Origin of the sequence: Phenylobacterium sp. (assembly GCF_037189685.1) — a bacterium.
Classification (GTDB): Bacteria; Pseudomonadota; Alphaproteobacteria; order Caulobacterales; family Caulobacteraceae; genus Phenylobacterium.
The window spans coordinates 103,122-127,195 of record NZ_JBBCIT010000007.1 but is presented as its reverse complement, the minus strand read 5'-3'; the positions used below and the strand labels follow the sequence as shown (position 1 = coordinate 127,195).

At 71.1% G+C, this 24,074-nt stretch carries 24 protein-coding genes; 15 read left to right on the top strand and 9 right to left on the bottom strand.

What is annotated here, in order from left to right; genetic code table 11:
- The first annotated feature begins 310 nt into the window (after window positions 1-310).
- The gene (locus tag WG212_RS04155) at window positions 311-808 is read left to right on the top strand and encodes a DUF427 domain-containing protein (RefSeq protein WP_337185805.1); all 498 of its coding nucleotides are present in this window, start codon (window positions 311-313) and stop codon (window positions 806-808) included.
- A 27-nt stretch (window positions 809-835) separates the two neighbouring features.
- On the opposite strand, the gene WG212_RS04150 is transcribed toward WG212_RS04155, so the two are convergent.
- The 3 genes from WG212_RS04150 to WG212_RS04140 all read right to left on the bottom strand — a co-directional run bounded on the left by WG212_RS04150 (window position 836) and on the right by WG212_RS04140 (window position 3,694).
- Complete coding sequence (locus WG212_RS04150) at window positions 836-1,339, bottom strand: hypothetical protein (RefSeq protein ID WP_337185804.1); 504 nt, start codon at window positions 1,337-1,339, stop codon at window positions 836-838.
- Between the two features lie 106 nt (window positions 1,340-1,445).
- Entirely contained in the window at window positions 1,446-2,801 is a 1,356-nt protein-coding gene (locus tag WG212_RS04145; protein WP_337185803.1) for a glutamate--cysteine ligase, read from the bottom strand.
- A 158-nt stretch (window positions 2,802-2,959) separates the two neighbouring features.
- A complete protein-coding gene (locus WG212_RS04140) occupies window positions 2,960-3,694 on the bottom strand; it encodes a 16S rRNA (uracil(1498)-N(3))-methyltransferase (RefSeq protein WP_337185802.1) in 735 nt (244 codons plus the stop codon).
- A 35-nt stretch (window positions 3,695-3,729) separates the two neighbouring features.
- Here WG212_RS04140 and ppk2 point away from each other — a divergent pair, with 35 nt between their 5' ends.
- From ppk2 to WG212_RS04125, 3 genes are all read left to right on the top strand, one after another.
- Complete coding sequence (gene ppk2 / locus WG212_RS04135; RefSeq protein ID WP_337185801.1) at window positions 3,730-4,482, top strand: polyphosphate kinase 2; 753 nt, start codon at window positions 3,730-3,732, stop codon at window positions 4,480-4,482.
- A 213-nt stretch (window positions 4,483-4,695) separates the two neighbouring features.
- Window positions 4,696-5,913 carry a winged helix-turn-helix domain-containing protein gene (locus tag WG212_RS04130; RefSeq protein ID WP_337185800.1) on the top strand — a complete coding sequence of 406 codons (1,218 nt, stop codon included), beginning with the start codon at window positions 4,696-4,698 and terminating at the stop codon, window positions 5,911-5,913.
- A 163-nt stretch (window positions 5,914-6,076) separates the two neighbouring features.
- Window positions 6,077-6,460, top strand: coding sequence for an endonuclease domain-containing protein (locus WG212_RS04125; protein ID WP_337185799.1), 384 nt, complete (start codon window positions 6,077-6,079; stop codon window positions 6,458-6,460).
- A 135-nt stretch (window positions 6,461-6,595) separates the two neighbouring features.
- Here WG212_RS04125 and WG212_RS04120 read toward each other — a convergent pair whose 3' ends face one another.
- From WG212_RS04120 to WG212_RS04105, 4 genes are all read right to left on the bottom strand, one after another.
- Window positions 6,596-8,383: an ABC transporter ATP-binding protein gene (locus WG212_RS04120; RefSeq protein ID WP_337185798.1), complete on the bottom strand. Its 1,788-nt coding sequence runs from the start codon at window positions 8,381-8,383 to the stop codon at window positions 6,596-6,598.
- Between the two features lie 367 nt (window positions 8,384-8,750).
- Window positions 8,751-10,106, bottom strand: a complete 1,356-nt coding sequence (locus tag WG212_RS04115) for an SRPBCC family protein (RefSeq protein WP_337185797.1) — start codon at window positions 10,104-10,106, stop codon at window positions 8,751-8,753.
- Window positions 10,107-10,109: 3 nt separating this feature from the next.
- The gene (locus tag WG212_RS04110) at window positions 10,110-11,057 is read right to left on the bottom strand and encodes an acyl-CoA desaturase (RefSeq protein ID WP_337185796.1); all 948 of its coding nucleotides are present in this window, start codon (window positions 11,055-11,057) and stop codon (window positions 10,110-10,112) included.
- A gap of 2 nt (window positions 11,058-11,059) precedes the next feature.
- On the bottom strand, window positions 11,060-11,371 hold the full coding sequence (locus WG212_RS04105; protein ID WP_337185795.1) for a metalloregulator ArsR/SmtB family transcription factor: 312 nt from the start codon (window positions 11,369-11,371) through the stop codon (window positions 11,060-11,062).
- A gap of 69 nt (window positions 11,372-11,440) precedes the next feature.
- On the opposite strand from WG212_RS04105, the gene ubiA reads away from it, so the two are divergent.
- From ubiA to WG212_RS04090, 3 genes are all read left to right on the top strand, one after another.
- On the top strand, window positions 11,441-12,376 hold the full coding sequence (ubiA, locus tag WG212_RS04100) for a 4-hydroxybenzoate octaprenyltransferase (protein ID WP_337185794.1): 936 nt from the start codon (window positions 11,441-11,443) through the stop codon (window positions 12,374-12,376).
- A 310-nt stretch (window positions 12,377-12,686) separates the two neighbouring features.
- Entirely contained in the window at window positions 12,687-13,355 is a 669-nt protein-coding gene (locus tag WG212_RS04095; RefSeq protein ID WP_337185793.1) for a TetR/AcrR family transcriptional regulator C-terminal domain-containing protein, read from the top strand.
- Window positions 13,355-14,356 (top strand): fatty acid desaturase family protein, encoded by a 1,002-nt coding sequence (locus tag WG212_RS04090; protein ID WP_337185792.1) that lies wholly within the window; start codon window positions 13,355-13,357, stop codon window positions 14,354-14,356. Before WG212_RS04095 ends, WG212_RS04090 begins: the two co-directional genes overlap by 1 nt.
- 7 nt (window positions 14,357-14,363) lie before the next feature.
- On the opposite strand, the gene WG212_RS04085 is transcribed toward WG212_RS04090, so the two are convergent.
- Window positions 14,364-14,738, bottom strand: a complete 375-nt coding sequence (locus tag WG212_RS04085; protein WP_337186056.1) for an MmcQ/YjbR family DNA-binding protein — start codon at window positions 14,736-14,738, stop codon at window positions 14,364-14,366.
- Between the two features lie 35 nt (window positions 14,739-14,773).
- On the opposite strand from WG212_RS04085, the gene WG212_RS04080 reads away from it, so the two are divergent.
- The 6 genes from WG212_RS04080 (at window position 14,774) to WG212_RS04055 (ending at window position 21,753) form a co-directional block, all read left to right on the top strand.
- On the top strand, window positions 14,774-15,424 hold the full coding sequence (locus tag WG212_RS04080; protein WP_337185791.1) for a methyltransferase: 651 nt from the start codon (window positions 14,774-14,776) through the stop codon (window positions 15,422-15,424).
- A 46-nt stretch (window positions 15,425-15,470) separates the two neighbouring features.
- Entirely contained in the window at window positions 15,471-15,812 is a 342-nt protein-coding gene (locus WG212_RS04075; protein ID WP_337185790.1) for a VOC family protein, read from the top strand.
- A 199-nt stretch (window positions 15,813-16,011) separates the two neighbouring features.
- Complete coding sequence (locus WG212_RS04070; protein ID WP_337185789.1) at window positions 16,012-17,139, top strand: trypsin-like peptidase domain-containing protein; 1,128 nt, start codon at window positions 16,012-16,014, stop codon at window positions 17,137-17,139.
- A gap of 83 nt (window positions 17,140-17,222) precedes the next feature.
- Window positions 17,223-18,983 (top strand): gamma-glutamyltransferase family protein, encoded by a 1,761-nt coding sequence (locus tag WG212_RS04065; RefSeq protein ID WP_337185788.1) that lies wholly within the window; start codon window positions 17,223-17,225, stop codon window positions 18,981-18,983.
- A gap of 162 nt (window positions 18,984-19,145) precedes the next feature.
- A complete protein-coding gene (locus WG212_RS04060) occupies window positions 19,146-21,344 on the top strand; it encodes a response regulator (RefSeq protein ID WP_337185787.1) in 2,199 nt (732 codons plus the stop codon).
- 58 nt (window positions 21,345-21,402) lie between these two features.
- Window positions 21,403-21,753, top strand: a complete 351-nt coding sequence (locus WG212_RS04055) for an MmcQ/YjbR family DNA-binding protein (RefSeq protein ID WP_337185786.1) — start codon at window positions 21,403-21,405, stop codon at window positions 21,751-21,753.
- Between the two features lie 16 nt (window positions 21,754-21,769).
- Here the strand turns inward: WG212_RS04055 and WG212_RS04050 are convergent, their stop codons facing one another.
- Window positions 21,770-21,994 carry a hypothetical protein gene (locus WG212_RS04050; protein WP_337185785.1) on the bottom strand — a complete coding sequence of 75 codons (225 nt, stop codon included), beginning with the start codon at window positions 21,992-21,994 and terminating at the stop codon, window positions 21,770-21,772.
- A 43-nt stretch (window positions 21,995-22,037) separates the two neighbouring features.
- Here WG212_RS04050 and WG212_RS04045 point away from each other — a divergent pair, with 43 nt between their 5' ends.
- On the top strand, window positions 22,038-23,564 hold the full coding sequence (locus WG212_RS04045) for a UbiD family decarboxylase (RefSeq protein WP_337185784.1): 1,527 nt from the start codon (window positions 22,038-22,040) through the stop codon (window positions 23,562-23,564).
- Between the two features lie 9 nt (window positions 23,565-23,573).
- Window positions 23,574-23,975: an MAPEG family protein gene (locus WG212_RS04040; protein ID WP_337185783.1), complete on the top strand. Its 402-nt coding sequence runs from the start codon at window positions 23,574-23,576 to the stop codon at window positions 23,973-23,975.
- Window positions 23,976-24,074: the final 99 nt, after the last annotated feature.

The window sequence follows — 24,074 nt, the reverse complement described above, 5'->3', positions numbered from 1 at the left end:
GGGGGTTCCGGTTTCCCTGGGCTCGTGCAGGCGGATGGCGGACGATGCCCGCGCCGCGGATTCTGCGGCGAGAAAATCATGGGGAAACCGCCAGCACAAGCGGGCCTGGGCCGGCGCCCCGGACCAGCGTTCTGGACCGGCGTTCTGGACCGGCGCGCCGGGACCTGACACGGGCGGCGGCGATCCCTTATGATTGCAGCCTCCGGCGATCCTGCGCGTTTGGCCCGCAGGACGGGCGCCGCGGAGGCGCCGCCCGGAACGCGTCGCCCTGCCGAGGCATCCTTGGCGGGGCGCCCGAAAGGAGCCGCTCATGACCCAACCCGATCCGAACCATCCGATCACGGTGGCGCCGGCGATGACGCGCTGGCGGGCGGTCTTCGCCGGGCATGTGATCGCCGATTCCGCCGACGCCCTGGTCCTGAACGAAAAGGCCTATCCGCCGGTGATCTACTTCCCGCGCGAGGACGTGGAGATGGCGTTCCTGTCGCGCACCGACCGCCACACCCACTGTCCGCACAAGGGCGACGCGGCCTACTACACCATCGCGCGGGACGGACGGATCGCCGAGAACGCGGTCTGGACCTATGAAACGCCCTATGCCCACGTCGCGCCCATCGCCGGACGCCTGGCGTTCTACCCCGATCAGGTGGAGCTGCACGCGGTGGACGACGCGGCGGTCAATCCCCATCACCGCGAGACCGACGTGGACGCCATCGTCCAGCATACCGACGCCGGCGACGGCCGCTCGCAACGCGAGCACTGGCCGGCCAACGTGGAGACTCCGGGACTGGACGGCGGCGGACGATAGGCGGCGCGGCGGCCGCCCCGGAGGCCCCTAGGCCTTCAGGTCCTGCGCCGAGGTGGCGAGCGCCAGGCGGGCCCCGGTGTACTCCACCTCGTCGGTCACCTCGCGGACGCACCAGCCCGGCACGTCGAACTTCATCGCCGCCATGCGGTTGGTCGCCTCGCACTCGGCCGTGAGCAGGCCCTCGAGCGCGCCTTCGAACACGTCGATGGTGAAGGCGCCGACCTTGTGGCGCAGCTTGGACAGCCGCTTGCCCGGCAGGACGCTCAGAACCTCGTATTCCTCGGCCGAAAGGTAGAGGTTGGTCATGGGGCCGATCAGCGGGTTGTCGGGCGCGTACTTCTTGGCGAGCTTGTACGTCATCTCGCCGGTGGCCAGGTCGGTGGTGCGCCGGAGCCTGAGGCGGCCTCCGTCCACGTACAGGTCCTCGATGCGGCGCGCGCGGCCGGGGTCGAGCGCCGGCACGCTTCCCGCGTCCACCAGGAAACGGCGCTCAGCGACCCAGTGGGCGTACTTCGGCAGCTTGACGGGCATTTCAGTCCTCACGCGGCCCCGGCCGTTCGGGGGCGACCCTCGCCGGAGCACACGCTCATCGTCAAGCCGTCGCCTGCACGGAACGGGGACCCCTGCGGAAAACCCTTCAGTAGGCGAAGTCCTCGAAGACCGGGTCCACGCTGCGGTTCCAGCGGGTCTCGTACAGCTCGAGCAGGCGCTCCGCAGGCGTCACGCCCGTCTCGGCGATGTGCTCCAGCTCGGCCAGGTAGCCACTCTCGTCCACCATCCCGCCGGAAAGGCGGTTGCGGTTCTTCAGGCCCTGCTTCGCGATGGCCAGCAGGTCGATCGCCACGTCCTGGACGGTGCGCCCGGCGATCCCGGCCTTCAGGCCCCGGCGGGCCACGTCGGCGCGCAGCCGCTCGTGGTCCTCGATCGCCCAGTCCTTGCACAGGTCCCAGGCCGCGGCGAGCGCGGCCCCGTCATAAAACACGCCCATCCAGAGCGCGGGCAACGCGCAGAGGCGGCTCCAGGGACCGGAGTCGGCGCCGCGCATCTCCAGGTACTTCTTGAGCCGCACCTCGGGGAAGATGGTGGTGGTGTGGTCGGCCCAGTCCTTGATCGTCGGCCGCTCGCCGGGAAGCTCGGGCAGCCGGCCGTCCATGAAGTCGCGGAACGAACGCCCGGCGACGTCGATGTAGCGGTCGCCGCGCTTCACGAAATACATCGGCACGTCCAGCGCGTAGCGAGCATAGGTCTCGAAGCCGAAGCCGTCGCGGAACACGAAGTCCAACATGCCCGTGCGATCCGGATCGGTGTCGGTCCAGACATTGGCGCGGCTGGAGACGAGGCCCGACGGCCGGCCCTCGACGAACGGCGAGTTGGCAAACAGCGCCGTGGCTATGGGTTGCAGGGCGAGCGACGTGCGGAACTTCGCCACCATGTCGGCCTCGTCGGCGAAGTCGAGGTTCGCCTGCACCGTGCAGGTGCGGAACATCATGTCGAGGCCCAGCCCGCCCACCTTGGGCATGTAGCGGCGCATGATGGCGTAGCGGCCCTTGGGCATCACCGGAACCTGCTCGCGGGTCCAGTTGGGCGTGAAGCCCAGGCCCAGGAACCCCAGCCCCAGCTCGTCGGCCACGGCCTTCACCTCTTCCAGGTGCTGGCCCGTCTCCTCGCAGATGTCGTGGACGGTCTCGAGCGGCGCGCCCGACAGCTCGAACTGGCCGCCCGGCTCCAGGCTGACATTGGCGCCGCCGCGCTCGAGCGCGATGACGTTCTCGCCCTCGTACACCGGCGCCCAGCCGAATCGCGTGAGCCCGTCCAGCAGCGCCTTGATACCCTGTGGCTCGTAGGGGACCGGCGAATGGTCGGCGAGGCGGAAGACGAACTTCTCGTGTTCGGCGCCGACCCGCCACTGGCTGGCCGGCTTGGCCCCGTCGGCCATCCAGCGCACCAGGTCCTCGAAGACCAGGGGTCTATCGTCGCAGGCGGCCTCGGCCATGCATTTCCTCCGCGGCCAACGCCGTCCCGATCCCGGGGAGATGTGCGTCCCCGAGCGCCCGCGTCTTTACGCCGTCAGGATAGGTGGGCGCAATTCCGCGCCGCTCAAGCCCCGCCCGCGGATCAGGCCCGGGCCCGCCCGGGGCGCGGAACAGGAAATCAGGCCCGCCAGTCGCCCGCCGCGGCTTGCCACAGGGCCATCGCGGCGATGGCGGCGGTGTCGGCGCGCAGGATGCGCGGCCCCAGCGTGGCCGGCGTGGTGAAGGGAAGGCTTCGCAGAGCTTCCCGCTCGCGCGGCGAGAAGCCGCCCTCCGGCCCGATCAGGATGGCCCATGGCGCGCCCTCGCTGTCGGCGACCGCCTCCAGGATCGGCCGCGCATCGCCCGCCTCGTCGCAGAACAGCAGGCGGCGGCCGCCCTCCTGCCCCTCGGCCCAGCCGGCCAGCAGGCGGTCCAGCCTCACCGGCTCGGTCACCTGGGGCACGTCCAGGCGGCCGGTCTGCTCGGCGGCCTCGGTCGCGATGACCTGCAGGCGATCCACGCGGGTGTGGTCGGCGTTGGTCCGCTCGGTCGTGACCGGCCGGATCCGCCGCGCGCCCAGCTCGGCCGCCTTCTCCACGATGGTCTCCAGCCGCGCCCGCTTCACCAGCGCGACGACCAGATCGAGGTCCGGACCGAACGCCTGCGGCCGGGCCAGGGCTTCCGCGCGCAGGCGCACGACGCGCTTGGCCACGGCCTCCAAAACCGCCCGCCACTCGCCGTCGCGGCCGTTGAACACGGCCACCGCGTCGCCGGCCGACAGCCGCATCACCGCCGCCAGATAGCGGCTCTGGCCCTCGTCCAGCTCCAGCGCGGCGCCGGCGGAGAGATCGTGGGGAACGTGCAGCCGGATCATTGTCCCCTCCTTACGTTCCGGCGCATGGTGTCGTCATGGCCAAAGACGACGACGACATCGAAGCCCTCCAACTCGCGCTGGTCCGCTTCCAGCAGCATGCGATCCAGGCGGGCGAGCGCGACCTGGTGATCTTCGAGGGCCGCGACACGGCCGGCAAGGACGGGGCGATCAAGCGCATCGTCGAGCACCTGTCGATCCGCGCGACACGCGTGGTCGCCCTGCCCAAGCCGAACGACCGCGAACGGACGCAGTGGTACTTCCAGCGCTATGTGGAGCACCTGCCGGCCGCCGGCGAACTCGTGATCCTGAACCGCTCCTGGTACAACCGGGCGGGCGTCGAGCGCGTGATGGGCTTCTCCACGCCCGACGAGCAGGAGACGTTCCTGCGCGACGTTCCCGTGTTCGAGCAGATGCTGAGCCATTCCGGCGTTCAGATCGTGAAGCTGTGGCTCGACATCTCCCGCGGCGAGCAGGGCCAGCGGCTGAAGGCCCGCACCACCGACCCGCTGAAGGCCCTGAAGGTCAGCCCCCTGGACGCCGTCGCCCAGGAGAAGTGGAGCGACTACTCCGCCGCCCGCGACGAGATGCTGAAGCGCACCCACACCGCCGAGGCGCCGTGGACCGTCGTGCACACCGACGACAAGAAGACCGCCCGCGCCAACATCATGCGCCACCTGTTGAAGGTGCTGGCCCCGCCGGACATCGCCGACAAGGTCGAGCCGCCCGACCCCAGCGTGGTGTTCCCCTTCGAACCCTCGGCGCTGGCGGACGGCCGGCTGGAGCCCTGAGCGGCCCTCCGTTGCGGCCCTCCGTTCGCGCGTTCCGCAGGCTTCGGCCCGAACTACGGATAACATCGATACGCAATTGCCGGGTTCCGGTTTCGTGCCGCCGCGCCCGAGGGGTTAACCCTGTCGCTTAACCCTGTGTTTACGTTCGTTGTTCTTTCTTCGTTCACCCTGTAGGCTGCCGGGCGACATCGGCGCGATTCCCTCCGGAGACCCATGGCGCGCACCATCCTGACGGCGGCCGAGGCCCGCCGGATCGCCCTGGCCGCCCAGGGTTTCGGCGACAAGGGCCTCGGCGGCGACCGCGAGACGCCCGTCGACCGTCGCAAGCTGACGCGCCTCGTCGAGCGGCTGGGCGCGGTCCAGCTCGATTCCGTCAACGTCGTCTCGCGCACCCACTACCTGCCGGCCTTCTCCCGCCTGGGCGCCTATCCGCGCGAATTGCTGGAGGAGATCGCCTGGGGCCGGAAGCGGCCGCTGTTCGAATACTGGGCGCACGAGGCTTCGCTGCTGCCGCTGTCGGCCCAGCCGCTGCTGCGCTGGCGCATGGCCGACGCGCGCGAGGGCGTCGGGATCTGGAAGGGGATCGGCCGCTTCCTGCGCGAGCGGCGCGAGTTCGTGGACCGGGCGCTGGGCGAGATCGCCGCCCGCGGGCCGCTGGCCGCCTCCGAACTCGACCTCGGCCACCGGGGCGACGGCGGCTGGTGGGGCTGGAGCGAAGGCAAGCGGGCGCTGGAGGGCCTGTTCTGGGCCGGCGAGCTCACCACCGCCACGCGCCGCGGGACGTTCGAGCGGGTCTACGGCCTGCCGGAGAAGGTGCTGCCCCGGGCGATCCAAGACGCGCCCACGCCGCCGCGCGACGCGGCCCAGCGCGGCCTGCTGGACATCGCCGCCCGGGCCATGGGCGTCGCCACCGAGCGCGACCTGCGCGACTATTTCCGCATGGGCGTGGCCGACACGCGGGCGCGCCTGCACGAGATGGTCGAGGCCGGCGGCCTGGTCCCGGTGTCCGTCAAGGGCTGGCGCGAGCCGGCGTTCCTGCACCCCGAGGCGCGGCGGCCGCGCCGGATCGAGGCCACGGCGCTGCTCTCGCCCTTCGACAACCTGATCTGGTTCCGCGAGCGGACCGAACGGATGTTCGGCGTCCGCGTGCGGCTCGAGATCTACACCCCGGCCGAGAAGCGCACCCACGGCTACTATGTCCTGCCGTTCCTGGAGGGCGACGCCATCACCGCCCGCGTCGACCTCAAGGCCGACCGCAAGGCCGGCGTCCTCCTCGTCCAGTCCGCCCACGCCGAACCCTGGGCCACGCCGCAGACGCCTGCGCGGCTGGCGGAGGAACTGAAGCGGATGGCCGGGTGGCTGGGGCTGGAGCGCGTCGAGGTGAAGCCCCGCGGCGACCTGGCCGAGCGGTTGGGCGCTTCGATGTCGTGAGGTTCCGGCTCGCGCCCCCTCCGTCTCGGCCTTGCAGGCCGATCCACCTCCCCCGCCGTGCGGGGGAGGACCTGAATGTGCCCGCGATCCCGGTTCCTCCCCCGCACGGCGGGGGAGGTGGCCGGCGACCGCGTCGCCGGACGGAGGGGGCGTAAGGCCGCCGATGAGATCCCCCACCCCAACGCACGCCTTCGCCAGGAAGCTGCGCCAGGATCTCAGCCTGCCGGAGACGCTGATCTGGGTGCGCATCCGGCGCCGCGAACCCGGCCGGCCGGCCTTCCGCCGCCAGCATCCGATCCGGCCCTATGTCCTCGACTTCTGCTGCTCGCCCGCCCGCCTCTGCGTCGAGATCGATGGCCAGGGCCATGGTTTCGGCGACCGACCGGCCCGCGACGAGAAGCGGGACGCCTTCCTGCGATCGGTCGGGATCGAGGTCGTGCGGATTCCCGCGTCTTCCGTGCTGGACGACCCTGAGGCGGTGGTCGAGTGGATGCTGGAGATGGCCCGCGAGCGTCTCGGGTCGCGGCCTCGCGCCCCCTCCGTCTGACGGCTTCGCCGCCAGCCACCTCCCCCGTTTTACGGGGGAGGAGCGTGGATTCGCGACCTCCGCTCCTCCCCCGCGAGGCGGGGGAGGTGGATCGGCCTGAAAGGCCGAGACGGAGGGGGCGCGGGGGCCGGAACTCTACCCCACCCCCTCGGTCACCGCGTGCAGCCGCGCATAGGGGCCGCCGCGCGTCACGAGGTCGGCGTGGCGGCCTTCCTCCACGATGCGACCTTCGTCGAACACCAGGATGCGGTCGGCGCCGCGGATGGTGGACAGGCGGTGGGCGATGACGATGGTGGTGCGGCCCACCATCAGCTCCTCCATCGCCGCCTGCACCTGGCGCTCGGTCTCGACGTCCAGCGAGCTGGTCGCCTCGTCCAGGACCAGGATCGGCGCGTCGGCCAGGAAGGCGCGGGCGATGGCCACCCGCTGCCGCTCGCCGCCCGACAGCTTCACGCCCCGCTCGCCGACCAGGGTGTCGTAGCCCAGGGGCAGGCGGCCGATGAAGTCGTGCGCCCGCGCCCGGCGGGCGGCCAGCACGATCTCGTCCATCGTGGCGTCCGGCCGCGCATAGCTGATGTTGTCGGCCAGCGAGCGGTGGAACAGCGCCGGATCCTGGGGCACCACGGCGATGGCGCGCCGGAGCGACCCCTGGCTCACCGCCGCGATGTCCTGGCCGTCGATCAGGATCGCGCCCGCCTGGATGTCGTACAGCCGCTGGATCAGTTTCACGAAGGTGGACTTGCCCGAGCCCGTGGGCCCGACCAGCGCCACCCGCTCGCCCGGCGCGATGCGCAGGGTGAAGCGGTCGTAGAGCGGCCCGGCCGCCGACTTGTAGGCGAAGGTCACCCGATCGAAGACGATCTCGCCCAGGTCGGCCCGGAAGGCGGGCGCGGCCGGCCGGTCCAGCACCTGGGGCGCGGTCTGCGCGTAGCGGGCCACGTCCTCGATGTCGTCCATCCCCTTCTGCGCCATGCGGATGTTCTCGCCGATGTTGCGCAGGTAGCCGCTCATCAGCATGAAGGCCGTCACGGCGAAGGTGATGTCGCCGACGCTGGCGCGCCCCTGGACCCACTCGCGCAGAAGCAGGCCGGTCAGGCCCGCCTGGAGCGCCACCAGCATCAGGTTGTGCAGCAGCCACAGGTCGGTGAACCGGCCCCAGGTCTTCATGGTGGCCTTGCGCCACATCTCGGTGACGCCCGCGATCCGTCCCTCCTCGCGCGCTTCGGCGCCGAAGGTCTTCACCGTGGCGTTCGACGATATGGAGTCGGCCAGCGCGCCGCCGATGCGCGAGTCCAGCGCCACCGAGCGCAGGTTGGCCGGCCGCGCCCACAGCGCCGTCAGGAAGATGTTGGACAGCACGTACAGCACCGTGACCACGCAGGCGAAGGCGCCGACCGCTGGCCAGCGGACCAGCATCATCACGCAGAGGCCGCCCAGCACCACGGCCGCCGGCCCGAACCAGATCAGCACGGCGTCGGTGACCGTGTCGTAGCCCCACATGGCCCGGCTGAGCCGCCGCACCGTGGCGCCGGCGAAGGTGTCGGCGTGCCAGTCGGACGAGAAGCTCTGGACCCGGCGGAAGCCGTCGTCGGTCATCTCCTTCATGTTGGTGGCCGAGAAGGGGATCAGGAAGCGCATGGCGGTGTTCCGGATCACCGAGAAGGCCAGGTAGACGCCCACGAACAGCGCCCAGGCCCGCCAGGCGGGATCGGCGTTGGCCGGCCCGCCGGCCACGGCGTCGACCATCCGGCCGGCCGCCCAGGGCAGCATCAGGTCGAAGCCGATGGCGACCAGGGTGAGCCCGATCGTCACGGTCATCAGCCAGGGCCGGCGGCGCCAGTAGGTGGAGATGAACTCCAGGACCTTGCGGTTCGAGAGCTGGCGCTCGCGGGTCTCTTCTTCGTCCTCGTAGTGGTCGGTCATGAGAAGTCTCGGATACGGGGCGTGGGACCGGGCGCCGTGCAGGGCGCGCGCAGGTCCGGCGCGGATGTCGATGGAAGGTCGTGAAGCGGAGGCGCCGGGCCGGAGAGGCTCGGCGGGCCACGTATTCGCGGTGGGCCACGTATTCGCGGCGGGTCGGGCGCGCGCGGCGTCGCTTCGGGGCGGGAGCCTGTCAGGCCCCGCGGCGAAGCGGTTCGGGCGACTTAACGGTGCGGCGGCGGCCCGAGGCGGAACACGCGGGAGAGGTTCTTTGCGGCAGATGTCATTCTGACGGACCTCCCTCGTCTGCTGGCCTCGAAGACCCGGAAGCTAGGGGGAGCCGGAACGTCGGTCAAGGAAAGGCAGGACTCTACGTCGTCGGGGCCGGCCGGGGTTGCGCCGCGGCCACAGTCATCGGGCCTTCCGCCTGGCGCTTCATGTGCGCCAGGACACGCCGGTTGTTGGCCTGGATGGCCAGCCGCGCCATGGGCTCCCAATAGGGGACGGGGTCCAGCCGCAGGACGTGGGCGGAGCGGATCGTCAGCCGCGTGCGGCCGCCGGGCGAAGGGGCGAGCTCGAAGCTGGTCTGTAGCGTGTGGAAATAGCCGACGGCGTGCGGCGCGTGGACCGTCGGCCACGGGCTGAGCTCGCGCATGGCCGGGGGTGTCTCAAGCACCTCGAAGGTGAGCCGCCGGCCCGGCTCCCAGGCCGTGACGCGCTCGCGCGACACGCCGGTCGAGAAGCGGCCGATCCGTTCGGCGCCGACGCCCTCGCCACGCAGCTCCGACGCGATCGGGTAGCCGAGGCCGAGCCGGAAGGGCGCCGGTGGCGCGGGCCCGATCTCGCCGTCCGCGGTCACGGCGCGCCAGACCTGGACGGGAGAGGCGTCGATATCGACGGTCTCGACGCTGGCGAGGCGGAGTTGCGAGGGGACCGTCGCCTCGATCGCAAGCACCAGGGGCAGTATGGCGACGCTGAACGCCGCGGGATGTCCTCCCCGCCCTCGCCGGATGGCCATTTCGCGCCCGATGGCGCCGCCTGCGCCGGCGCAGGCCAGGGCCAGCGGCGCCGCCATGATCAGGCAGATTATCCCTTCGAGCGCGAACGCCACCAGCATGAAGCCGCCGAGGATCGCGGACAGAAGAGCGAGATTCATGGTGCTTCGTGCGCTCAGATCCGCCCGCCTGTTCGCCATGTAGCCCGTCACGAGTCCCATCAGGACCGGGGCGAGGACGAAGACCCCATAGCCATAGATTCCGAAGACGAGCGCGGAGACCGCGACGGCGAAGACGCAGAGCCCCATCCCGGCCACGACGCCGACGACCGCATCGGCCAGGCTCGCTCCGCCCTCCTGCCTTGGGATCGGAGAGGCCGCCGGCGGTAGCAGGCTCAGCGCCAGGATGGCCGGGACCTGCGCCCCCGGGATCAGCGTCAGCGCTGCGAAGACGTAGCCGCCGCCGGCGTCTCTCGCCCGCAGGATGGAGAGCCACGCCGCCGCTCCGGCCGACAGGATCGCGCAGAGCAGCGCGACCGGGACGCCCGCAGGATGGACGTCGGGAAGACGCGCGAACACCCGGAGAGGCGCCAGCCAGAACTCGGCGTCGGCCTTCAGGACCGCGCCGGCGCTCCAGTACGCCCAGACGAGCACGACGTGCTGGGAGAGGACCGCGGCGGAGGCGGCGAGCGCATACCAGAGGCGGCCGAGGCGGTGGGGCGTTCCGGCCATGGCTCAGCTCCGGACGGTCAGTCGGCGTCTCAGCGGACAGCCGCATGCCTGGGCGCGCACCTGCCGGAGCGCGGGACGATAAGGAAGCTGTTCGGGCGTCACGATGTCCCAGGCGAGCCCCAGACGCTCCAGCGCCTTGATAAGGTTCCAGCCAAGGTCGGCCTGGCCCGGATGCAGGCCCAGCTTCGCCGAGCCCGGAAAGGCGTGATGATTGTTGTGCCAGCTCTCGCCCATGCTGATCAGGCCGGCGATCACGACGTCGTGGCCCTGCACCGCGGCGCCCTCCACGACATAGGTCTGCGGCCCCTCGCGATGGGCGTAGTGCCCGACCAACCAGTGTCCGGTCACGCCCACTGTCACCCGCGCACAGACTCCCCAGACCACCCAGCTCCAGCCGCCCAGGACGAAGAACAGAACGGCCCACGGAAGCTGCTGCAGCATCCAGGTCCGTTCCATCCAGGCATAGACCCGATCCGCCGCCAGCCGTAGCTCGGGCCGGAAGCCCGGCGGGCGGTCCAGCGTCAGCTCGCAGTGCATCTGCCACCACGCGTCGCGCCAGAAGCCGGCGCGGTGGCCGAAGTAGCTATGGCAGTCGGGCTGGCGCTGCGCCCAGTCGCGCAGGTCGTGCAGCCGGACCATGCCGATCGGCCCAGCCATACCCACCAGCACGCCCAGATAGACCAGAAGGTATTCCAGCCAGAGCGGACACTTGAAGCTGCCGTGGATCAGGCGCCGGTGCATGCCGACCGAGTGGCCCGCGCACAGCGTGATGGCGGTGGTCGCCAGGAAGAGCGCAAAGGCGTCCCAGGCGAAGAACAGGGGGCCGGCGATCAGCGCCGTCGCGGTCATGCCCCCGATCCAGAGCGATTTCCGCGGCGCCCATCGGATCCGGCCCGGGACCGGGTCCGCGCCGTCTCCCTCGATCCGCTCCGAGCCCGGGACCAGACGCATCGCTATCCCTCCCGTCCATTCCTGATCCGCGCGCTCTCCTTCTTGAGGGGCGCGGCCACCGGACAGACGTTCTGGACGAAGCCGTTCAGGGTGTTGACGAGGTTCTCGCGGACCAAGGCGTACCAGACGAACTGGCCCCGCTTCTCGCTGGTCACCAGTCCCGCGTTCTCCAGAATCTGAAGATGCTTGGAGATGGCGGGCTTGCTCATCTCGAACTTCGCCGCGATCTCGCCGGCGGTCAGCTCGGCTTCCGACAGATAGGCCAGGATCTTGCGCCGGGGCGTCGAAGCGAGAGCCTCGAAGATCTTCTCCATCGGACTAATTTCCTAATTAACTTCCGAGTTAATTGACTAAATGCCAGCCGCGTTGTCAACCCGGCGGCGATGACCGAGCCAAGGGCGACCTCCACCACCCCCCTGCCCGACGCCGCGCCGACCAACTGGGTGGACCGGTGGGCGCCCGCTTCGCTGCGGCCGTGGCTGAAGCTGGGGCGGTTCGACCGGCCGGCGGGGATCTGGCTTTTGATGCTGCCGGGGTGGCAGGGGATCGCGCTGGCCGGGGCCATGCAGGGGCGGTGGCCGGACCCGGTTCTGCTCCTGCTGTTCTTCCTGGGCGCGGCGCTGATGCGGGCGGCGGGCTGCGCCTACAACGACATCGTCGACCGCGACATCGACGCCCAGGTGGCGCGGACGGCGGCGCGGCCCGTGGCCTCGGGCCAGATCACGGTGAAGCAGGCCTGGGCGTTCACGGCCGGCTGCTGCCTGGCGTCGCTGGCGATCCTGGTCATGCTGCCGCCCCTGTGCTGGCTCCTGGGCGTACTCTCCCTGGGCCTCGTGGCGGCCTATCCCTTCATGAAGCGGATCACCTGGTGGCCGCAGGCCTGGCTGGGGCTGACCTTCAACTGGGGGGCGCTGATGGGGTTCGCGGCCGCCACGGGCCACCTCTCGCTCCCCGCCCTCCTGCTCTATGCCGGCGGCGTCTTCTGGACCCTGGGGTACGACACGATCTACGCCATCCAGGACCTGGAGGACGACGCGCTGGCCGGCGTGAAGTCGTCGGCCCGGCGGCTGGGCGCGGCGGCGCCCGGCGCGGTGATGGGCTTCTACGCCGTGGCCGCGGCGTTGGCCGCGACGGCGGGGGCGACGGCGGGCCTGGGGCCGCTGTTCTGGGCCGGGCTCGCGGTCTACGCCGCCCACCTGCTGGCGCTCCAGGGCCTGCGCGTGAAGGTGGACGACCCGGCGCTGGCGCTCAGGCTCTTCCGGTCGAACAGCCTGGCCGGCCTGATCCTGTTCGCCGCGATCGTGGCCGGGGGCGCCTGACCGCAGGCCCCTGCGTCAGCGGCGGCCGGCCCATCCCGGCAACTGCATCTTCTTCACCTTGGCGGGCCTGGTCTTCGCTTTGGCGGGTCTGGCGTTCCGGCCAAGGCCCAGCATCCTCATCAGTCCCGCAAGCATCACGCACCTCCACACACCCTCCGAGTCTGGCGGCGTTTGATGGCCGACCGGTGACGGCTCGGTGGCGAATCGGGGAACGGGCCCGCGACCAAAGCGCGCAGGCCGCATCCGCCGGCGGCGAGGCGCCGCGCACGAACGCTTGCGCGTGCATCTTGTATGACATACAAATAACGCCGTGACGAACGTGCAACCCCTTCCAAAGGCCCGGCCCACGGACGCCCCGGTCCCGACCTCGAGGGCCGTCCGCGAAACCGGCAAGCGGATGCGCTCGCGCCTGCTGGACGCGGCGGTCGAGCTGTTCAAGGCCAAGGGGCTGGCGGCGGTGTCCGTGGCCGAGATCGCGGCGGCGGCCGGCGCCTATCCCAGCCAGGTCACCTACTATTTCCGCACCAAGGAGGCGCTGTTCGTCGAGGCCGCGTGCCGCGAGGTGCTGTACGTGGCCCGCCAGGCCGAGGCGGCCGCGGCCGGCGCGCCCACGGGCGCCGACTACAACCACCGCCTGGTCGAGACGGTGATCGGCTCGCCCGGCCTCGCCCTGTTCGTCGAGGCCCTGTCGCTCACCCGCCGCCGCCAGGATCTCTCGCCCCTGGTCGAACGCACCTTCGAGCGGCTGCACGCCGAGGGCGACCGCGCCTATGCCGACACGCGCCGCAGCCGCGGCTGGTCCAGCCCCGAGGACCCGGCCACGGTCGCCCGGCGCTTCTGGACCCTGGCCCTGGGCGTCGCCCTGCGCGAGGGCGCCACCGAGGCGACGGTAGCCCAGGCCGTGGAGGAGATGACCGCCCTGCTGCGCGCCGCGCCCATCACACGCGAGCCCGCGAACTTTCTCCCAGGAGACGCCTGATGGCCGCCGCCGCCCGTGTCGCCCCCAAGGATTATTTCACGCCGCAGGAATGGGCGCCCCTGGCGCACAAGTCGGCCTGGAAGGGCCCGGCCCTGATCGCGCACGCCTGGATCGTCATCGGCCTGGCCGCGGCCCTGGCGATGGCGTTCCCGATCGCCATCCCGCTGGCGGTGATGATCATCGGCGGCCGGCAACTCGGCCTCGCCATCCTGATGCACGACGCCGCCCACGGCGCGCTGCACCCGAACCTGAAGGTCAACGACTGGCTGGGCGAATACCTGACGCCCGGCGGCCTCGTGCAGTACCGCACCTACCACCTGGGCCACCACAAGTACGCGCAGCAGGCCGAGGACCCCGACCTGGGCCTCTCGGCGCCGTTCCCGATCACCCGCGTGTCGCTGCGGCGCAAAATCGTCCGCGACCTGACCGGCCAGACCCACTTCAAGCAGCGCTGGGCGCCGCTGTTCAAGCGGATCGCCCAGCGAAAATCGGGCGAGAGCGCCCTCAAGATCGTGTGGACCTTCATCCGCCACCGCCCGCGGTTCTTCATCGGCGCCGCCGTGACGATCGCGGCCACCGCCCCGTTCGGCTTCTGGTGGGCGTGGTTCGTGCTGTGGTGGCTGCCGTCGGCGACGTGGCTGCCGCTGATCACCCGCCTGCGGAACATCGCCGAGCACGCCTGCGTGGCCAAGGACGAGCCCGACCCCTTGCGCCACGCCCGCACCACCCGCGCCGGCTGGATCGCCCGGGCGTTCCTCGCGCCCTACTACGTGAACTACCACTGCGAGCATCACATGTTCATGCATGTGCCCTGCTACAACCTGCCCCGCGCGCACCGCCTGCTGCGGCGCAAGGAGGTGCTGCCCGGCATGCTGACGGCGCCGGGCTACTGGGACGTGCTGCGCATGGCCTCGTCGAAACCCGCGCGCCGGGACGCCGGACGCGGCCCCACGCCGGAAGAACGTGGCGTGGAGCAGGCGGCCATCCGGGCGCTTCAGTAGGCCTGGCTCAGAGAGGGCGGGCGACCAACCGCTTCGGCGCCGCGAGCGCCCAGCTCGACCTCAGCCGCGCCTCCACCAGCGCCCAGTCCACGGCGTCATCCGCCAGGGTCACCGCCACCCAGCCCGACGGCCAGAGGTAGGCCGGCTTGCTGTAGGTCTGCGGGTCGGCCTCCCAGAGCATCTCCTGCTCGTCGCGGCCGGAGGTCTTCACGCAGACGACCGTCATGCCGTCGCCGTGATGGTCGTGCCGGAAGTAGGCGAACATCTTGCCAGCGACGTCGAAGGCGGGGATGCCGTGGCTGATCCGCTCGCCGGTCTCGGGCAGGGCGAGGCACAGGCCGCGGACGCGCTGTTCGACGGCGGCGGGATCGGCGGCGAGCATGGCGTCCACCCTAAGCCCTCCGCTACAGAGGCGCCATGATCACCGACCGGCGGCAGTTCATCCTCGACAACACCCGGCTCCAGCAGCCGCCCCACACGCCCGAGCTGGTCCTTCACCTGGCCGACGAGGTCACGCCCATCTGGCGGCTGACCGAGGAAGCGCTGGAGGAGATCGGCCTGCCGCCGCCGTTCTGGGCCTTCGCCTGGGCGGGCGGCCAGGCGCTGGCGCGCTACGTCCTGGATCGCCCCGAGGCCGTGGCCGGCCGGGGCGTGGTCGACTTCGCCTCGGGCTCGGGGATCGTCGGCATCGCGGCCATGAAGGCCGGGGCGGCGCGGGTGCTGGCGGCGGACATCGACCCCTTCTGCGGCGCGGCCCTGGCGCTGAACGCCCAGGCCAACGGCGTGGCCTGCGGCTTCACCGACGCCGACCTGCTGGGCGCCCCGCCGCCGGCGTGGGCTGAGGTCATCCTGGCGGGCGACATCTGCTACGAGAAGCCGCTGGCCGACCGGGTGATGGCCTGGCTGGGCGCGGCCCGCGACGCCGGCGCCACGGTGCTGATCGGCGATCCGGGGCGCAGCTACTTCCCGCGCGAGGGGCTGGCGAAGCTGGCCGAATACCAGGTGCCGACGACGCGCGAGCTGGAGGACATGGAGGTCAAGAGGACGGCGGTCTGGACTCTCGCGTGAGGCGGCGGTATTTTGGAACAAATAGAGAACTAAAGGAGGCACGACGATGCGCGAGGACGGCCAGATCGACTATGTGGAGCTGCCGGGCGGCGACCTGTCCGCCAGCAAGGCCTTCTACGCCGCCGCGTTCGGCTGGGCCTTCACCGACTACGGCCCGACCTACGCGGCCTTCGCGCAGGGGCTGGACGGCGGCTTCCAGGCCGACACGGGCGAGGCGGCGGGCCGGCCGCTGGTCATCCTCTACGCCCGCGACCTGGAGGCGATGGAAGCGAAGGTGCGCGCGGCGGGCGGCAAGGTCGTGCGGCCCATCTTCGCCTTCCCCGGCGGCCGCCGCTTCCACTTCCGCGACCCGGCGGGCAACGAGCTGGCGGTGTGGAGCGAAGGGTAGACGGCAGCCTGGCGCTGGCCTCAATGATCGGGGTTGTAGTTCTGGGGAGAGACGCCGGATGCGCATTTGGGCGACAATTGTCGCAAGCTTGATCTTGGCCGGGCCGGCCGCCGGGGCGGAACGGCCTTGGGACTTTGCCGTGTCGCAACCTGTGACCGTGACGCCTCTAATGTCAGGTTCGACTCCAAGATCCGTGTCCATGGTCCGCGCATTCGTCGAGATGACGGAAGGACAGCCCTGGGCCGAGATCACGGCGTTTGATCTACCACCGCGACGCACCATCCTTCACTGGCAGAGCGGGCCGGGCGAACTGGCGGTCGAGAACCTGGCGACCGAGTTTTCGCGGATTCTGTCGGCGTCCGGATTTGCGACATCGAAGCGAGCCCTTTTTGAGACGGAGTCGGCCGCAGATTTTCAGGTCGGCGCGATCATAAGCAGGCTCGGCGGGCGGCTCTGTTCAGGCTGTGGTTTGAATACGCCCGCCAGCCACTATCGTGGTGCGGTGACCATGTCGGTCGAGTGGCAGGTCTACTCACCGCGGGATCGCCGCGTCGTCGCGACGGTGACGACCAAGGGCGGTTTTGACGGCAAAGAAAGCCGATTGGGCATCGCTCACCTGTTGAACGAGGCCTTTCGCGAGAACACGCGTCAGCTCCTCAATACACCTGAATTTCGCAATGTGATCTTGAGTGCGCCGACGGCGCCGACGCCGTCAAGCCACGCGCCGATTACGCTTCGGTTCGTGCCGGACACTAAGATGAGGATCGAGCAAGCCACTCAATCCGTGGCCTCGATTTTCTCGAATTCGGGCCTGGGCAGCGCCTTTTTGGTGTCGGCTGATGGATATCTGCTCACCAACCAGCACGTGGTCGGAGACTCCCGCTTCGTGAAGGTACGCTGGGCCGACGGGGCGGAAACCGTCGGCGAGGTGGTCCGGTCGGACCGCCGACGCGATGTCGCAGTGCTGAAGGCCGATTCGGGCCAGCGACAGCCACTTGCGCTGCGCTCGACCGCAGCAACGCTCGGGGAAGCCGTCTACGCCATCGGCACGCCGTTGGACGCGCGCTTCCAAGGGTCGGTGACGAAGGGGATCGTCTCGGCGATGCGCACCTACGACGGGCTCCCGTTCATCCAGAGCGACGTGACCATCAACCGCGGCAACAGCGGCGGGCCGCTGCTGGACGAGGGCGGCGCCGTGATCGGAATCACGGTGTCGGGCATGAGCGTCAGTGGCGCGCCGGTCGGCGTGAACCTCTTCGTCCCCATCGACGACGGGCTGCGCACGCTGGTGTTGGTTCCAGAGGCGCACGCCGCCGCGGCGCCCTGAAGCCGGAACTGCCGCTCGCGGCCAGGACCATCGCGCGTCGCGCTGCATCTGCTACACCTCGGCGCCCGCCACCGGAGCCCGCCATGCGCCGACGCACGTTCCTGGCCGCCCTGCCCGCCGCCGCCGCGGGGCCGGCGCTCGCCGGCAGCCGGGCCGAGAATCCCAACCGCGACCGGCCCGACGTCCGGGCGGGGGACCGGGTGGACGGCGCCACCTTCGCCAGCCGGTCGGCGGCGTGGGGAACCCATGGCGCGGCGGCCACGGCGCATCCGCTGGCCACCCTGGCGGCGCTGGACATGCTGCGCGCCGGTGGCTCGGCCGTGGACGCCGCCATCGCGGCCAATGCGGTGCTGGGCTACGGCGAGGCCATCGCCTGCGGCATCGGCGGCGACTGCTTCGTGCTGCTGTGGGACCCGAAGGCGCGCAAGGTGGTGGGGCTGAACGGCTCGGGGCGCAGCCCGCGGGGCCTGGCGCTGGAGACGGTGCGCGCCCGCGCCACGCCCCGGGGGACGATCCCGTCGCACGGCGCGATCTCGGTGAGCGTACCCGGCTGCGTCGATGCGTGGTGGACGCTGCACGGACGCTACGGCCGGTTGCCGTGGAAGGACCTGCTCCAGCCGGCGATCCGGGCCTGCGAAGAGGGGACGCCCGTCGTCCAGAACATGGCCTTCTACCTGGAGGCCTCGCACCGGAACTTCGCGAAGAACCCCGCCATCGAGGAGATCGGCAACTTCCGGGCGGTCTGGGCGCCCGGCGGCCGCACGCCGCGCGAGGGCGAGCTGTTCCGCAACCCCCAACTCGCCCGCACCTACCGCCTGATCGCCGAGGGCGGCGGCCGCGCCTTCTACGAGGGCGAGATCGCCGAGGCCATCGAGCGCTACTTCCGGCGCATCGGCGGCTGGATGACCCGCGCCGACCTGGCCGCCCACCGCACGGAATGGGTCGAGCCGCGCAGCGTGCGCTATCGCGACACCGACGTCTGGGCCCTGCCGGCCAACACCCAGGGCTACGTCACCCTGCAGATGCTGGCGATGCTCAACGAATTCGACGTGGCGGGCATGGGCTTCCAGTCGGTCCCGGCGATCCATCACGGGGTCGAAGCCAAGCGCCTGGCCTTCGAGGACCGCGCGCGGTTCTATGCCGATCCGGCCTTCTACCGGCAGCCCATCGACTGGCTCCTCTCCGCCGACTACGCCCGCGAGCGCGCCAAGCTGATCCGGCCCGACCGCATCCTGCCCGCGGCCTTCCCGGGCCGCGTCCCGAGCCAGGGCGACACCACCTATTTCACCACCGCCGACGCCGACGGGATGATGGTGTCGATCATCCAGTCCAACTATCGCGGCATGGGCTCGGGCCTCATGCCCGACGGCCTGGGCTTCATGCTCCAGAACCGGGGCGAGATGTTCGCCCTGGCCGACGGCCACCCCAACGTCTACGCGCCCGGCAAGCGGCCCTTCCAGACCATCATTCCCGGCTTCGCCACCCGCGGCGGGGAGCCCTGGCTCAGCTTCGGCGTCATGGGCGGCGGCATGCAGCCCCAGGGCCAGGCGCAGGTGATCTCGAACCTCGTGGACTTCGGGCTGGGCGTGCAGGAGGCGGGCGACGCGCCCCGCTGGCATCACGACGGGGGAACCGAGCCCACGGGCGAGGACATGGGCCAGCCGGGCGTGCTCAACCTGGAGACCGGCGCGCCCGAGGCGACGAAGGCCGGGCTGGCGAAACTGGGCTGGGTGTTGAAGCCCGCCCCGGGCGTCTACGGCGGCTACCAGGCCATCCAGCGCTGGCCCGGCCGCTGGGCGGCCGCCACCGAGATGCGCAAGGACGGGGTGGCCCTCGCCTATTGATGCGACATCCGGTCGCAGCAAGGCGTCTGCGGGACGCCGCTTTACCGTTCCTCAAAGCCGGACGCCGTGCGATGGCGCTGGACAACGCCCGCCGCTTCGTCGGGCGCGGAGGAAAGCTCGAGCATAGCCGCGTCAGGCGGCTGGCGAGGAAACGGGACGGGCATGGCGCAGAACGGCGCAGGGACGATGGCGACGGCGGGCGCGCGCGCGCCTGCGCCGCGCCGCCCCCGCCTCTTCCGATCGGCCCAGCCACGCCGCTCGCCGCTCCTCGCGCCAGCCCTGGTGGTGGCCTATGTCGTCCTGGCCGTCGTGGCGTTCGCGTTCACCGAAAGCGAGGGCAGCGGCGGGCTGGCCGTGCTGTGGCTCTGCAACGGCCTGTTGTGCGCGGCCATCCTGCTGCTGCCGCAACGCCAGGCGATCGCCATGTGCGCGGCCGCCTGGATCGCCGACTTCGGCTTCGGCCTCGTGCTCGGCGCCAATTCTGCGGCCGCCTGCGCGGTGATCGCGACGGCCGACGTGTTCGAGGCCCTGCTGGCCGCCTTCCTCGTCCGGCGAGTCGGCGGGGCGGCGCTGGACATCACGCGCGTCAAGCGGCTGCGGGCGATCGTCCTGCTGGGCTTCCTGCCGGCGACGCTGATCGCGGGCACGCTGGCGACCGCCGTCCTCTCCGCCGCCCTGGGCGCCGCGCCGCTGCCGCTGTGGTTCGCCTATGCCGGCGGCGACCTCCTGGGCATGTCGGTCGCCGTGCCCGCCGTGCTCCTGATCGCCCGGCATACGCGCTATCCCGGGCCAGCCCGGACCCGTCTGGTCGAGCGCGCCGCATGGTTCGCCGGTCTGGCGCTGGTCACGGTGGCGGTCTTCTCACCCGTCGCCACCCACCCCTTCCTGTTCCTCATCTTCGCCGTCGTCCTGATGGCGACGTTCCGCCTGTCGCCGCCCCATGTGGCCGGCGCCCTGGTCATGGTCTCGTTCCTGGCGGCGTTCCTGACCATCGGGGGCGGCGGGCCGATCGCGGCGGCCTATGGCGACGTCGGGACCCGCGTGCTGGTCCTCCAGATCTACCTGGCGACCCTGGCGCTCTCCAGCCTGGCGGCCGTGGCGCTGCTCAGCGAACGCGACCGGACCGGCGCACGGCTCAACCGGGTGCTGAGGGTGGTGCGGGCGGCCCGCCGGCGCGCCGACGCGGCCGCCGAGGCGAAGTCGCGGTTCCTGGCCACCATGAGCCACGAGATGCGCACGCCGCTCAACGGCGTCATCGGCCATGCGCAGCTCCTGGCCGGCCGCGGCGACCTGACGGCCGACGCCCGCACGCACGTGGCGGCGATCCAGACCAGCGGCGAGGCCCTGGCCGGCCTCGTCGACGACGTGCTCGACTTCTCGCAGATGGAGCGCGAGGGCCTGGAACTGGTCGAAGCGCCGCTGAACGTCCGCGACCTGATGCTGGACGCCGTCGACCTGACGCGACCGCTGGCGGCCGGAAAGCCGCTGACGCTGGACGTGGACGTGGAGGCGGGGTGCGGCGCAGGGCATGTGGGCGACGCACGCCGGCTGGGCCAGATCGTCCGCCACCTGGTCGGCAACGCGGTGAAGTTCACTCCTGACGGCGCGGTGGTCGTCGCCGGCGAGATCGTCAGCCACGACGACGACTATGACGTGATCCGCATCACGGTGCGCGACACGGGCATCGGCATCGACCCCGCTCTCGCCGCCAGTCTGTTCGACCCGTTCTGGCAGGCCGACAGCGGCGCGACCCGCCGCTTCGGCGGCGCCGGCCTGGGCCTGTCGATCAGCCAGGCGCTGGCGGACCTGATGGGCGGCCGGATCGGCGTACGCAGCCAGCTCGGCAAGGGTTCGGAGTTCTGGTTGGAGATCCCCTTGCCGCGAAGCGCCGCCGACGCATCCGGACCCGCCGTGGCGGCCGGGTCCCCCGCTGCGCCCGAGCCCTGGATGCCACCGGAGACCGGGACCGAACGGGCCGGCGGCGCCCCTGCGGGGTCGCTGCGCGTCCTGATCGTCGACGACCATCCGGTGAACCGACAGGTGGCCAGCGCCTTCCTCACAGCCTTCGGCTGCGACGTCGCCGAATGCGAGGACGGCGCCGCGGCGGTGGCCGTGGCCGGCCGCGAGGACTTCGACCTGATCTTCATGGACGTCCACATGCCGGTGATGGACGGGCTGGAGGCCAGCCGCCGCATCCGCGCGCTGGACGGCGCGCGCGCCGACGCGCCCATCGTCGCCATGACCGCCGCGATCAGCGACGACGATATCGCCGCCTGCCTCGAGGCCGGGATGAACGAACATATCGGCAAGCCCATCCGCGGCGACCGCCTGGCCGAGGTGCTGTCGGCCTACGCCGCCTGAGCCGCGCGTTTGACGGCGTCCGCAACCCGCGCATGATCGGCCGCGGAGGACCCGCGCCATGACACGCGAAGAGATGACCGCCATCGTGCTCGCCTTTCCCGGCGCCGAGGAGGGGACCAGCTATGGCCGTCCCTCGTTCAAGGTGAACGGCAAGTTCTTCACCCGCCTGCGCCACGAGGACGACTCCCTCGTCCTGATGGATATTCCGTTCGACGAACGCGAAATGCTGATCGAGGCCGAGCCGGAGACGTTCCATTTCACGGCGCACTACAAGGACTATCCCAGCGTGCTCGCGCGCATGGCGACGCTGGACCCGGGGTCGTTCCGCGCCTTCCTGGAGCGTCGCTTCCGCAAGATCGCGAAGAGGGCCGCGGTGAAGGCCTGGGAAGCCGAACGGCAGGGCGGCTGACCCGCCGGACAGCGACCTAGAACTCGTCCTCGATCGCCGCGCGGAAATTCTCGAACACCTCGGCCATGCGCTGTTCGGACGGCGGATCGACCGGGTCGTTCTCCTCCGACGCGATCGTGCTCGCGGTCAGCCGACCCACCACCGCGCCGCCCCGGACGAGCACCAGTTCCCCGCCATCGGCCAGGCCTTCGAGCAGGGCCGCGATCTTGGGGGGCAGGTCGTCGAGGTCCAGGCGGGCCATGCCCCATCCTAGACCCGTTCGGCGGGCGCGGGTAAACGGCCGCATGGCCTATCGCTCGCTGCGCGAATTCATCTCGAAGCTGGAAGCCGCCGGCGAGCTGGTCCGGGTCACCGAACCCGTCTCGACCCATCTGGAGATGACCGAGATCCAACGGCGGCTGCTGCGCGACGGCGGCCCGGCCGTGCTGTTCGAGAACGTCGTCATGGCCGACGGCGAGCGATCGTCCATGCCCTGCCTGGTCAACCTGTTCGGCACGGTGAAGCGGGTGGCCATGGGCGTCACCCTGGAGAACCGCGAGCGCACCTCCGCCGCCGAACTGCGCGAAGTGGGCGAGCTCCTGGCCTTCCTGCGCCAGCCCGAGCCGCCCCGGGGGCTGAAGGACGCGGTCGACATGCTGCCCCTGGCGAAGACGGTGCTGGGCATGCGGCCGCAGGTGCGCAAGCGCGGGCCGGTGCAGGAGGTGGTGCTGACGGGCGACCGGATCGACCTGACGAAGCTGCCGATCCAGGGCTGCTGGCCCGGCGAGCCCGCGCCCCTGATCACCTGGCCGCTGGTGGTCACAAAGGGGCCGTCGGACTCGCGCGAGGACGACTACAACCTGGGCATCTACCGGATGCAGGTGCTGGGCCGCGACCGCACCATCATGCGCTGGCTGGCCCACCGCGGCGGCGCCCAGCACCACCGGCGCTGGAAGGGCGAGGGCCGGCGCGAGCCGCTGCCCGCCTGCGCCGTCATCGGCGCCGACCCCGGTACGATCCTGGCGGCCGTGACGCCCGTCCCCGACACATTGTCCGAGTACCAGTTCGCCGGCCTGCTGCGCGGCGCCAAGCTGGACCTCGTGCCGGCCAGGACCGTGCCCCTGATGGTTCCGGCCCAGGCCGAGATCGTGCTGGAAGGCCACGTCCTGCTGGACGAGTACGCCGACGAAGGCCCCTATGGCGACCACACCGGCTACTACAACTCGGTCGAGCGCTTCCCGGTCTTCCAGGTCAGCGCCGTCACCATGCGCAGGGACCCGATCTACCTCACCACCTTCACCGGCCGGCCGCCGGACGAGCCCTCGGTGCTGGGCGAGGCGCTGAACGAGGTGTTCATCCCGCTGATCCGCCAGCAGTTCCCGGAGATCGTCGACTTCTGGTTGCCGCCCGAGGGCTGCAGCTACCGGATCGCCGTGGTCTCGATGAAGAAGGCCTACCCGGGCCACGCCAAGCGCGTGATGATGGGCGTCTGGAGCTACCTGCGGCAGTTCATGTACACGAAGTGGGTGATCGTCGTGGACGACGACATCGACGCCCGCGACTGGAAGGACGTCATGTGGGCCGTATCGACCCGCATGGACCCCGCCCGCGACATCACCGTCGTGGAGAACACGCCGATCGACTACCTGGACTTCGCCTCGCCCGAGAGCGGCCTGGGCTCGAAGATCGGCCTCGACGCCACCGACAAGTGGCCGCCCGAGACCCATCGCGAGTGGGGCCGGAAGCTGGGCATGGACCCGGACGTCGTGGAGACGGTGACCGCGAAATGGGCCAGCCTGGGCCTGCCCGGAAGCGGCCGGCCGGTCGAATAGGAGAGCCTGATGGACCCGACGACCTCGGCGCACGCCGCCGCCCTGTGGGCCGGCCTCCACATCGTCCTGCTCCTGGTGCTGTCGGTGCTGGTGACGCGCCAGCGGCGCAAGCACCGGGTGGAGATCGGCGACGGCGGCGTCCCGGCGTTGCAGCAGGCCATCCGCGCGTTCGGGAACGCGACCGAGTATGTGCCGGCGGCGCTGGCAGGCCTGGGCCTGCTGGCGCTGGTGGGCGCGCCGCCGCTCCTGATCCACCCCATCGGCCTGATCCTGTTCGCCGGACGGGTGGCGCACGCCGTGGGCCTGTCCCGTTCGACCGGGGCGTCCCTGCCCCGCGCGGGCGGTGTCCTGGCCACATGGATCAGCCTCGTCGCGATCGCCGCCGCGCTCCTGTTCTACGCCATCCCCTGACTCTTCCACGCCCGAGTCAGGCTGGCGGGGGACAGGCAGGAGGGGGCCAAGCAGGAGGGAGTCAGGCTGGCGGGTTGTGGCGCGGCCCGGGGTCGGCCA